This is a genomic window from Sinorhizobium mexicanum (genome assembly GCF_013488225.1).
GTDB lineage: Bacteria > Pseudomonadota > Alphaproteobacteria > Rhizobiales > Rhizobiaceae > Sinorhizobium > Sinorhizobium mexicanum.
This window is the reverse complement of the sequence record NZ_CP041238.1, coordinates 3,507,501-3,519,729: the sequence shown is the minus strand read 5'-3', so window position 1 is coordinate 3,519,729 and position 12,229 is coordinate 3,507,501. Positions and strand designations below refer to the sequence as shown.

General features: G+C 61.5%; 7 protein-coding genes (1 of these 7 running past the window's edge). 6 read left to right on the top strand and 1 reads right to left on the bottom strand.

The features are described 5' to 3' along the window. The first annotated feature begins 423 nt into the window (after window positions 1–423). From FKV68_RS16595 to clpB, 6 genes are all read left to right on the top strand, one after another. Entirely contained in the window at window positions 424–1,698 is a 1,275-nt protein-coding gene (locus FKV68_RS16595; protein ID WP_180938905.1) for an aspartate kinase, read from the top strand. A gap of 91 nt (window positions 1,699–1,789) precedes the next feature. Then, on the top strand, window positions 1,790–4,057 hold the full coding sequence (gene ptsP, locus FKV68_RS16590; protein ID WP_180938904.1) for a phosphoenolpyruvate--protein phosphotransferase: 2,268 nt from the start codon (window positions 1,790–1,792) through the stop codon (window positions 4,055–4,057). A 172-nt stretch (window positions 4,058–4,229) separates the two neighbouring features. After that, complete coding sequence (gene prfA, locus FKV68_RS16585; protein WP_180938903.1) at window positions 4,230–5,312, top strand: peptide chain release factor 1; 1,083 nt, start codon at window positions 4,230–4,232, stop codon at window positions 5,310–5,312. A 6-nt stretch (window positions 5,313–5,318) separates the two neighbouring features. Beyond that, on the top strand, window positions 5,319–6,200 hold the full coding sequence (gene prmC, locus FKV68_RS16580) for a peptide chain release factor N(5)-glutamine methyltransferase (protein WP_180938902.1): 882 nt from the start codon (window positions 5,319–5,321) through the stop codon (window positions 6,198–6,200). Between the two features lie 334 nt (window positions 6,201–6,534). Continuing rightward, complete coding sequence (locus FKV68_RS16575) at window positions 6,535–7,185, top strand: DUF4167 domain-containing protein (protein ID WP_180938901.1); 651 nt, start codon at window positions 6,535–6,537, stop codon at window positions 7,183–7,185. Window positions 7,186–7,618: 433 nt separating this feature from the next. Then, window positions 7,619–10,225, top strand: a complete 2,607-nt coding sequence (gene clpB, locus FKV68_RS16570; protein ID WP_180938900.1) for an ATP-dependent chaperone ClpB — start codon at window positions 7,619–7,621, stop codon at window positions 10,223–10,225. A gap of 165 nt (window positions 10,226–10,390) precedes the next feature. Here the strand turns inward: clpB and FKV68_RS16565 are convergent, their stop codons facing one another. After that, a protein-coding gene (locus FKV68_RS16565; protein ID WP_180941539.1) for a M23 family metallopeptidase crosses the window boundary here: on the bottom strand, window positions 10,391–12,229 show its 3' portion. It continues 117 nt past the right edge of the window; 1,839 of the gene's 1,956 nt are visible here — the last part of the coding sequence; its start codon lies off the right edge, out of view; the stop codon is at window positions 10,391–10,393.

The window sequence follows — 12,229 nt, the reverse complement described above, 5'->3', positions numbered from 1 at the left end:
GAAATAGGTAATCACGCGCAGCCCTCCCTTCATCAATTGAGTTGCAGAGTGTTGTTACCACCGTGGACAAAGATTTTCAACCTAGGCGCGACCAATGCATGTTTCCTCAAATCGCAGCCGATTTGAGGATGAAAACATGCAGCAATTCAAAGTGCTACAGCGCCCTTTGCGCGCCTGAAAAGGCGCGCGGCGCTGTAGGGGGCGGGAGGCCGGGTCAAACATCGGCTGGAACCTCGCCAATCCGTCGGCTTGCCATTGCACGGCGCCCGTTGATCCGCTAAGAGACGCCGCGACTTTCCGCTCCCCGAAGCGGTGACTGGCCGATGTCCGAGAAGTCCCAAGCTTTTTTGATCGTCAGGCGCCGGCGGGGACGCTTTCCCTGTCGCGCGCTCGCGCGCAAACATCGGTACCGGTAGAGGCGAAATGGCACGCATCGTGATGAAATTCGGCGGAACATCCGTCGCAAATTTGGAACGCATCTACAATGTCGCCCGCCATGTGAAACGCGAAGTCGATGCCGGTCACCAGGTCGCCGTCGTCGTTTCCGCCATGTCCGGCAAGACCAACGAGTTGGTCGGCTGGGTCGAAAACATGCCGAAGGTCGCCGGTTCGAACGCCCCCTTTTACGACGCGCGTGAATACGATGCCGTCGTTGCCTCCGGTGAGCAGGTCACCTCCGGGCTGCTGGCGATCGCGCTGCAATCGATGAACATCAACGCGCGCTCCTGGCAGGGTTGGCAGATCCCGATCAAGACCGACAACGCCCACGGCGCCGCCCGCATCCTCGACATCGAAGGCGCCGACATCATTCGTCGGATGGGCGAGGGCCAGGTGGCGGTGATCGCCGGCTTCCAAGGCCTTGGTCCGGACAATCGGCTGGCGACGCTCGGGCGCGGCGGTTCCGACACTTCGGCGGTTGCGATCGCCGCCGCTGTCAAGGCCGACCGTTGCGACATCTATACGGATGTCGATGGCGTCTACACGACCGACCCGCGGATCGAGCCCAAGGCCCGCCGGCTGAAGAAAATCGCCTTCGAGGAAATGCTCGAAATGGCCTCGCTCGGCGCCAAGGTGCTGCAGGTGCGCTCGGTCGAGCTCGCCATGGTGCACAAGGTTCGCACCTTCGTGCGCTCTTCTTTCGAGGATCCCGATGCGCCGGGCATGGGTGACCTTCTGAACCCGCCCGGAACGCTGATTTGTGATGAGGATGAGATCGTGGAACAGGAAGTCGTAACCGGCATTGCCTATGCCAAGGATGAAGCCCAGATTTCGCTGCGCCGTCTGGCAGACCGGCCGGGCGTTTCCGCCGCGATCTTCGGCCCCCTGGCAGAGGCCCATATCAACGTCGACATGATCGTGCAGAACATCTCGGAAGACGGCTCGAAGACGGACATGACCTTCACCGTTCCCTCCGGCGATGTGGACAAGGCGCTGAAGGTGCTTTCCGACAACAAGGAAAAGATCGGCTACGACGTTGCCCAGTCGGAATCCGGCCTCGTCAAGGTCTCGGTGATCGGCATCGGCATGCGCAGCCATGCGGGCGTCGCCGCGTCGGCCTTCCGCGCGCTTGCCGACAAGGGCATCAACATCAAGGCGATCACCACGTCCGAGATCAAGATATCCATTTTGATCGACGGTCCATATGCGGAATTGGCGGTTCGCACTTTGCATTCCGCCTACGGTCTGGATAAGAGTTAAACAGCAGACATTCGATTTTGGATTCGCGGCTCGAAGGGCCGTCGGCCCTGAAGCATGTCGTCGGTAATTCTTATTCTGGAGACCTCACGCGATGAGAGACCTTTCCGCAGGTCCGCGCGTTCTCCTCAAGCGGTTGCGCGAGCTCATGGCGGAACCGCTTGAGCCGCAGGAGCGCCTGGACCGGATCGTGCGCCAGATCGCACAGAACATGGTCGCGGAAGTGTGCTCCGTCTACGTGCTGCGTTCCGATGGCGTGCTCGAACTTTACGCCACCGAAGGTCTGAACAAGACCGCGGTCCACCTGGCGCAGTTGAAGATGGGGCAGGGTCTCGTCGGTACGATCGCCGCCTCGGCACGACCGCTTAATCTTTCCGATGCGCAGTCGCATCCGGCATTCACCTACCTGCCGGAGACGGGCGAAGAGATCTACCACTCCTTCCTCGGCGTGCCGATCCTGCGTACGGGACGAGCGCTCGGCGTTCTCGTCGTCCAGAACAAGGCGATGCGCAACTATCGCGAGGACGAGGTCGAGGCGCTGGAAACGACGGCGATGGTGCTCGCCGAGATGGTTGCGACCGGCGAATTGAAGAAGATCACCAAGCCGGGGCTCGAACTCGATCTTTCGCGCCCGGTCTCGATCGAAGGCAACAGCTTCGGCGAGGGCATAGGCCTCGGCTACGTCGTGCTGCACGAGCCGAGGATCGTCGTCACGAACCTGCTCAACGAGGATACGGAACAGGAATTGCAGCGCCTCGCAGAGGCGCTCGGTTCTCTGCGTATCTCGATCGACGACATGCTGTCGCGCCGCGAAGTCTCGATGGAGGGCGAACATCGGGCGGTGCTCGAAACCTATCGGATGTTCGCTCACGATCGTGGCTGGGTGAGGAAGCTTGAAGAAGCGATCCGCAACGGCCTGACGGCGGAAGCCGCCGTCGAACGCGTTCAGAGCGAGACCAAGGCGCGAATGATCCGGCTCACGGATCCCTATCTCCGCGAGCGGATGCACGATTTCGACGACCTTGCCAACCGGCTGCTGCGCCAGCTTTCCGGCTATGGCGCCAGGCTTTCCGCAGCCGATTTTCCCAATGACGCGATCATCGTCGCCCGCGCCATGGGGGCGGCCGAACTGCTCGACTATCCGCGAGAAAGAGTGCGCGGCCTGGTCCTTGAAGAGGGCGCAGTCACGAGCCATGTAGTGATCGTCGCCCGCGCCATGGGGATTCCGGTCGTGGGCCAGGCGGCGGGGGCGGTGGCGCTTGCCGAAAACCGCGACGCGATCATCGTCGACGGCGACGATGCGAAGGTGCATCTGCGGCCCTTGGCCGACCTGCAGCGGGCCTATGAGGAGAAGGTGCGGTTCCGTGCCCGCCGGCAGGCCCAGTTTCGTGCGCTGAAAGATGTCGAGCCGCTGACGAAGGATGGCAAGCGCATCACGCTACAGATGAACGCCGGCCTGCTGGTGGACCTGCCGCATCTGAACGAGGCGGGGGCGGAAGGCATCGGCCTTTTCCGCACGGAGCTGCAATTCATGATCGCGTCGACCATGCCGAAGGCAGAGGAACAGGAGGCCTTCTATCGCAGCGTGCTAAAGCAAACGGGCGGCAAGCCGGTGACCTTCCGCACGCTCGACATCGGTGGCGACAAGGTCGTACCCTATTTCCGCGCGGCGGAAGAGGAAAACCCGGCGCTCGGCTGGCGCGCGATCCGGCTTTCGCTCGACCGGCCCGGGCTTCTGCGCACGCAGTTGAGGGCGATGTTGAGAGCAGCCGCCGGCGCTGAACTCAAGCTGATGCTGCCCATGGTGACGGAAGTCTCCGAGCTCAAGAGCGCGCGCGAACTGTTGCAGAAGGAGATCGAGCGCCAGTCGAAGCTTGGCGAGCAGTTGCCGCGCAAGCTGCAGTTCGGTGCGATGCTGGAAGTTCCGGCGCTGATGTGGCAGCTCGACGAACTGATGGCAGAGGTGGATTTCGTTTCCGTCGGTTCGAACGATCTCTTCCAGTTCGCGATGGCGGTCGACCGCGGCAATGCCCGTGTGTCCGATCGTTTCGACATTCTCGACCGGCCATTCATGCGTATCCTGCGCGATATCGTGCGGGCCGGCGAGCGCAACGACACGCCGGTCACGCTATGCGGCGAAATGGCGAGCAAGCCGTTGTCGGCGATGGCGCTGCTCGGCCTCGGCTTCCGTTCGGTGTCAATGTCGCCGACCGCAGTCGGGCCGGTCAAGGCAATGCTCTTGGCGCTCGATGCCGGCAAGTTGAACGAGATTCTGGAAGCTGCGCTCGACGACGTGAAATCCCAAACGTCCGTTCGGCAGCTCCTCGTCGATTTCGCAGCGGCGAACGGCATACCGGTTTAGACAGGATTGAAGCGTCCTTACAGCGGCGCGCGTCTAGTCAGACGCGCGAAGATCGCTGTGGAGCTTTGAGTTGCTGCGTGATTTTGCCCTTAAATCGATTCGGATTTAAGGAAACATGCAGTAGCCACGCCCGGATGAACCCCGGGGCGGGCGAACGCATTTGGAGTTACATTTGGCAAAGCTTCCCGTTGAAAAGATGCGCGAACTGGAGCGCCGGTTCGGTGAAATCGAAGCTCGCATGTCGGCCGGGCCGTCGGCGGACGTCTATGTGAAACTGGCCTCGGAATATTCCGAGCTGCAGCCGGTCGTGACGAAGATCCGCGCCTACGAGAAGGCGACGGCTGAACTTACCGACATCAACGCGATGCTTTCCGACCGGACGACGGACAAGGAGATGCGCGACCTCGCGGAGATGGAAAAGCCCGACGTCGAGGAGCAGATCGAGGCGCTCGAGCAAGACATTCAGATCCTGCTCCTACCGAAAGATGCGGCGGACGAAAAAAGCGCGATCCTTGAAATCCGCGCCGGCACCGGCGGCTCGGAAGCGGCGCTCTTTGCCGGCGACCTCTTTCGCATGTACGAGCGTTATGCCTCGACCAAGGGCTGGCGTGTCGAGGTTCTGTCGGCGAGCGAGGGCGAGGCCGGCGGCTACAAGGAAATCATCGCCACCGTGTCGGGTCGCGGCGTTTTCTCGCGATTAAAGTTCGAATCCGGCGTCCACCGGGTGCAGCGCGTGCCGGAGACCGAGGCGAGCGGACGCATCCATACCTCCGCTGCCACTGTTGCCGTGCTGCCCGAGGCTGAGGAGATCGACATCGAGATCCGGCCCGAGGATATCCGCATCGATACGATGCGGTCTTCGGGCGCAGGCGGCCAGCACGTCAATACGACCGACTCGGCGGTCCGCATTACGCATATTCCGACGGGCATCGTCGTCACGAGTTCGGAGAAATCGCAGCATCAGAACCGCGCCAAGGCCATGCAGGTGCTGCGCTCACGGCTCTTTGACATGGAGCGCCAGCGCGCCGACAGCGAGCGTTCGGCGGATCGCAAGAGCCAGGTGGGGTCCGGCGATCGCTCGGAGCGTATCCGCACCTATAATTTCCCGCAGGGGCGCCTCACGGATCATCGCATCAACCTGACGCTCTACAAGCTCGACCGGATGATGGAAGGCGAGATCGACGAGGTTGTGGATGCGTTGCTGGCGGATCATCAGGCGAGCCAGCTTGCACTTCTCGGCGAGCAGCAGGGTTGAGCCGCAATGTCCGAGACGCTCGACCGCCTTCTTGCCGAAAGCCGCGACAGGCTGAAGGCCGCCGGTATCGAGACGGCGGCGCTCGATGCGCGGCATCTGATATCGGGGCTGCTCGACCTTTCGCTTGCCGACTTGATGGCGCGAGGAGGGGAGGCGGTCGACGACACTGTTGCGGCGCGCATCCGTGCCGCCATCGACCGCCGCACAGCGCGCGAGCCGGTCTACCGCATCCTGGGTGAAAGAGAGTTCTATGGACTGATCCTCAAGCTCTCGAAGGACACGCTCGAACCGAGACCGGACACGGAAACGCTGGTTGATTGCATGATCCCGCATATGCGACGGATTGTCGCCCGCAAGGAGGCCTGCCGGATCATCGATCTCGGCACGGGAACAGGGGCAATCTGTCTCGCTCTTCTCGATCAGGTACTTGAAGCCAGCGGTCTTGGTACCGATATATCGGAAGACGCCTTGGCAACGGCGCGCGACAACGCAGAGCGCAACGGCCTTGCTGGACGCTTCCAGACGCTTCGGAGCGACTGGTTCGAGGGGGTCGAAGGGCGGTTCGATGTGATCGTCTCAAATCCGCCTTATATCCAGTCCAGAGTTGTCGATGAGCTTGAGCCGGAAGTGAAATTTTATGATCCGGCCGCTGCTCTTGATGGCGGAGATGACGGGCTTGATGCCTATCGTGCCATCGCCCTTCACGCCGATCGTCATCTTGAAGCAGACGGCGTAATCGGCTTGGAAATCGGTTTCGATCAAAAGCAGGCGGTAACGGCGCTGTTCGCGGCGCAAGGGTTGCGCTTGCACGACAGCGCGAAGGACCTTGGTGGCAACGACCGGGTCCTCTTGTTGAAGCGCGACGGAGAATGCGGCAGCGATCGTTGAAAAAATGCTGCATCGGCGCATCTCTTTTCTCGAAGGGCAAAGAAAGGGCTTGGAATCCTAAAGGAAGCGGGCTAGTTTGCCCCCGCGCACTGGGCAGAAGGTCATTGACCAAAGATTCGTTCCGGTATGACCTGGCCACGGGGATTGCTCTCAAGAAAGAGTTGCTAGGGTTTCGACAGTGCCTCGTGCGGGTACCTGTTAATTTGACGTCAGCCGGCGCCGAGATCGCGATATGCGGTCTGTTGCGGCGCGTGTTTTCTCGGGCGCGGACAGATCCGGCCGGGACGCGGAACCATATGATCATCATTATCAAGAAAATTCGGGTGAATGTACAATGAGGCCAGGACAGCAAAACAAGCGCGGCCGTGGGCGAAATAACAACAACAACAACGGAAACAACAATCACAATCGTAAGGGATCCAATCCGCTTACGCGGACTTACGACAGCTCCGGTCCTGACGTGAAGATTCGCGGTACGGCCCAGCACATCGCCGAGAAGTACGCCGCCCTTGCGCGTGACGCCCAGAGCTCCGGCGACCGCGTCATGGCCGAAAACTACCTGCAGCACGCCGAACACTACAACCGCATCATCGCGGCTGCCCAGGCACAGATGCAGGATCGTTTCCAGCGCGAAGAGCGCCAGGACTATCAGGAAAGAGACGTGGTCGATCGCGATCAGGACGATCTGGATCAGGTCTATGCCGAAGAGGCACCTGTCTCAGTTGCAGCCCAGCCTCCGGTGAGCGCACCTCAGCCGGTTATGGACGGTTCCGGTCCGCAGCCGGTGATCGAAGGCACGCCTGCCGAAGTTGCAATGGAAGAAGAAACGCCTGCGGCGGCCTCCAGCCGCCCGGCCTCTCGCCGTCGCAGCGCGAGCCGTCCGCGCCGGCAGCCGCGCCGCGGCGCGCAGGACGAAGCATCGGGCGACGCCCAGCCGGGCGGAGAAGCATCCGGCGACGCGCCGGCGCTTGCCACCTCGGAATAAATGCATTCCGCCGCGTTTCGCGCGGCCTTACGCGACGATTTGACGAAAACCCGGCTGCCAGCAGCCGGGTTTTCTTGTGCCTACCACTCGATGATCGAGGCGCTCTTTGATCGGAACGGGCAGGCGCCACTTGCCGATCGAGATTTCACTGAACGCCTTCCGTTGCGGCACTTTAATTTCCGAAAATGCTGCCCCATATTCCGCTTCGAGGACTCGATCGCGCGCAAATGCGAGGACGAGGTCTCACTGCATAATTCCTTAGATCGAGTCGATCTAAGGATAAAATTATGCAGCATTTCAAAGCGTCAGCGACCCTTGCGCGTCTGATAGGACGCGCGGCGCTGAAGTGACAGGCTTGCCGAATGCGGGAGCCTGATCCTGAAACGCCGGCCAGTGCCACGAAGATGGGCTCGCCGGGCTATGGAGGTAGAGAATGAATATCGAGAAATATTCCGAGCGTGTCCGCGGTTTCCTGCAATCGGCGCAGACCTATGCGTTGGCAGAGGGACACCAGCAGTTCACGCCCGAGCACGTCCTCAAGGTATTGCTCGACGATGATCAGGGCATGGCCGCGTCCTTGATCGAGCGCGCCGGCGGTGATCCACGCGAGGCGCGGGCCGGCACGGCTGCCGCTCTGGCCAAGCTTCCGAAAGTTTCCGGCGGCAATGGTTCCGTCTACCTGTCGCAGCCGCTCGCCAAGGTTTTCACTGCAGCCGAACAGGCCGCGAAGAAGGCCGGCGACAGCTTCGTGACCGTCGAGCGCCTGCTCCTGGCGCTGGCGATCGAAAGCTCGGCTGCGACCGCATCGATCCTGTCGAAGGCGGGCGTCACGCCGACCAAGCTCAACCAGGTCATCAATGAAATCCGTAAGGGGCGCACGGCCGACAGCGCCAATGCCGAGCAGGGCTTCGACTCGCTCAAGAAATACGCGCGCGACCTGACGGCGGAAGCGCGGGAGGGCAAGCTCGACCCGGTGATCGGCCGCGACGACGAAATCCGTCGCACGATCCAGGTGCTTTCGCGCCGGACCAAGAACAACCCGGTGTTGATCGGTGAGCCCGGCGTCGGCAAGACGGCGATCGCCGAAGGCCTGGCGCTACGCATCGTCAACGGTGACGTGCCAGAGAGTCTCAAGGACAAGCGGCTGATGGCGCTCGATATGGGCGCGCTGATAGCCGGCGCGAAATTCCGCGGTGAATTCGAGGAGCGGCTGAAGGCGGTGCTCAACGAGGTCCAGTCGGAAAACGGTGAAATCATTCTCTTCATCGACGAGATGCACACGCTTGTCGGCGCTGGCAAGGCAGACGGGGCCATGGATGCCTCGAACCTCTTGAAGCCCGCGCTTGCGCGCGGCGAATTGCACTGCGTCGGCGCGACGACGCTCGACGAGTATCGCAAGCATGTCGAGAAGGATGCCGCCCTTGCCCGCCGCTTCCAGCCAGTGATGGTGGACGAACCGACGGTTGAGGACACCATTTCGATCCTGCGCGGTCTCAAGGAAAAGTATGAACAGCACCACAAGGTACGGATCTCGGATTCCGCGCTGGTGGCCGCCGTGACGCTTTCCAACCGCTATATCACCGACCGCTTCCTGCCGGACAAGGCAATCGACCTGATGGACGAGGCTGCATCGCGCCTCAGGATGCAGGTCGACTCCAAGCCGGAGGAACTCGACGAACTCGACCGGCGCGTCATCCAGTTGAAGATCGAGCGCGAAGCCCTGAAGAAGGAGACCGACGCATCCTCCAAGGATCGCCTCGCAAAACTGGAACTCGACCTGGCCTCTCTTGAAGAGGAAGCTGCCGCGCTAACGGCGCGCTGGCAGGCTGAAAAGCAGAAACTCGGGCAAGCTGCCGATCTCAAGAAACAGCTCGACGAGGCGCGCATCGAGCTTCAGATCGTTCAGCGCAAGGGTGAATTCCAGCGTGCTGGCGAACTCGCCTACGGCGTGATCCCGAAACTCGAGAAGGCGCTTGCCGACGCTGAAAGTCAGGACGGTTCGAGTGCCGATGCGATGGTGCAAGAGGTCGTTACGCCCGACAACATCGCCCACATCGTTTCGCGCTGGACCGGCATTCCCGTCGACAAGATGCTCGAAGGCGAGCGCGAGAAGCTGCTCAGGATGGAAGACGAACTGGCAAAATGGGTCGTCGGCCAAGGCGATGCGGTGCAGGCCGTCTCGCGGGCGGTCCGGCGTTCCCGCGCCGGGCTTCAGGATCCCAACCGTCCGATCGGCTCGTTCATCTTCCTTGGACCTACCGGCGTCGGCAAGACGGAGTTGACCAAGGCGCTTGCCCGGTTCCTCTTCGATGACGAGACGGCGCTGATGCGGATCGACATGTCGGAGTACATGGAGAAGCACTCCGTTGCCCGGCTGATCGGTGCGCCTCCCGGTTACGTCGGCTACGAAGAGGGCGGCGCACTGACCGAATCCGTCCGCCGCCGGCCCTACCAGGTCGTGCTCTTCGACGAGATCGAGAAGGCGCATCCGGATGTCTTCAACGTGCTCTTGCAGGTGCTTGACGACGGACGGTTGACCGATGGTCAGGGGCGCACGGTCGACTTCAAGAACACGATGATCATCATGACCTCAAACCTCGGTGCGGAATACCTGACCGCGCTTGGCGAGAACGAGGACAGCAATGTGGCTTATGATCAGGTAATGGCGAGGGTGAGAGAAGCCTTCCGTCCGGAATTCCTGAACCGTGTTGACGAGATCATCCTGTTCCACCGCCTGCGTCGCTCGGAAATGGGTGCAATTGTCGATATCCAGCTCGAAAGGCTGCGCAAGCTGCTTGCCGATCGCAAGATCACGATCGAATTGGAAGACGATGCGCGTGCCTTCCTGGCTGACAAGGGCTATGACCCCGCCTACGGCGCTCGGCCCTTGAAGCGGGCGATCCAGAAATATGTTCAGGATCCGCTGGCCGAAAAGATGCTGCAGGGCGAGTTCCCGGACGGCTCGGTCGTGAAGGTTCTTGCCGGCTCCGACCGGCTGAACTTCAAAAGGGGCACGTCCTCAGAGAAGGAGGCCGCGTAAGCTACTGCATGTATCCTTAAATCGTCGCCGATTTCAGGATAAAGACATGCAGCAATTCAAAGTGCTACAGCTTTCTTTGCGCGTCTTGTCAGACGCGCGGCGCTGTAGAGTATAAAACACAAAAGGCCGCCGAAGGGCGGCCTTTCCGCATTACAGCGGTGAGCGTTACTTGCTCGCAACCTCGTTGCCCTCGTCCTTGCCGAGAAGTTCATCGATCCGTTCGCGTTCCTTCTCGAACTTCGCCAGCGCATCTCCTTTGAGCGATTTGCCGCCGGGCAGGCGGATGCGCAGGGGATCGACCTTGTTGCCGTTTACGACCAGCTCGTAGTGGAGATGCGGACCGGTCGAAAGCCCGGTCGTACCGACCCAGCCGATCACCTGGCCCTGGACGACCTTGGCGCCCGGCTTGACGCTCTTGGAGATCGCGCTCTGGTGGTTGTAGGACGAGACGTAGCCGTTGGCGTGCCGGATCAGCGTCTGGTTGCCGTAGCCGCCGGAGTCCCAGCCGGCCTTCTCGACCGTACCATTGCCGGCCGCGATGATCGGCGTGCCGCGCGGCGCCGACCAGTCAACACCCGTATGCATGCGGGAGAAGCCGAGGATCGGGTGCCGGCGCATGCCGAAACCGGAACGGAAATGGCCGTTCGGAACGGGATTGCGCAAAAGAAACTGGCGGATGCTCTTGCCGTCCATGTCGAAGTAGTCGATCGAATTGTCGTCCGGGTCCTGGAAACGGTAGAACCGGGTTTCGGCGTCGCCGAACTTGGCATTCACGTAGAGAAGTTCGGAATCATCCGTCGCGAGCCCGCTTTCGTCGGTGACGGAGAAGAACGCCTCGAGTGAATCTGTCGGCTTCAACTGCGCCTGGAAGTCGACATTGCTTGCCAACAGCTTGACCACCAGGGCCACCATGTCGGAGTTCATGCCGTAGGAGAGGGCGGCTCGATAGATACCGTCGTAAACGCGGGGCAGATCATGGCCGCTGGTGACGACCGGCGTGCCGTTGTCGTCGAAGGCCGTCGCGACCGCATCGAGTTTCGGCGGCTCGGCACCGGGGACGAAACGGCCCTTGTCGTCGACGGCCATGGTGAGCACGTGACGATTGCGCGAGTAGATGGTGGCGCGCACGATGCGCGCCTCTTCGCCTTTCTGGATGATGCCGATGCGCAGGACGTCGCCGGCGGCGAGTTCCTTGGCGCCGAGTGCCTCTTCGATGTAGCCTCCGGCATCCTCGGCCTGCGCCTTGGCATAGCCGGCATTCATCATCACGGTCGCGATCGGTGTCGGCCGGCGCACCGGTATGACGTCGTCGGCGTATTCGGTGCTCTGCTTGGTGATATTCTCGTAGGCCGAAACGCTCATGTTCTCCTCGACGATCCGGGCCGAAAGCCCCTGGATCAGATCGAGATCGCCCGCATCCGAAGCGAAGCGTTGCGGGTCGACATAGAAGAGCGAAGCAACCTGCGTATTGCCCTCCGTCAGGACCGAACCGTTGGTGCGGACGTTTTCCTCCACCTCGTCGAGCGACATGGATGGGCCGAAGCTCAAGCCCGATCCTTTCAACGGAAAGTCGACGGTTTTCAGCGCCACTTCGGATTCGACATCCGAACCGTAGATGGTGCCCGTCCTTGCCGCCGGAGCTTCGGCGTCACCATCATCGGTCGCGAAGATCGCCAGCGGGTCGAATGCGGGATAGTTTTCGGACGTCTGATGATTGGCCGCGAGTGCCATCTTGACGTGGACGAAGGGCTGCCGGCGGACAACCTCCTTTTCGCCGTCGTGGATCATCGTCGACACTTCCATGACCGTCTTGTCGGCCGGCTTGGCGACGACGTTTGGCGAGAGGATGCGGTCGCCGCGCTTGGCGGTATTGATCGGTGCGCTACCTGGAGCGGAGGGATCGAGTGCGGCAAAGGCCTCGGCCGGGATCGCCAGCTGCTGTCGCCCGTCGAGAGCCGCAAACAGTGCAACGCCCATTAAAAGGCTCGAAGTAATGCCGGTGAG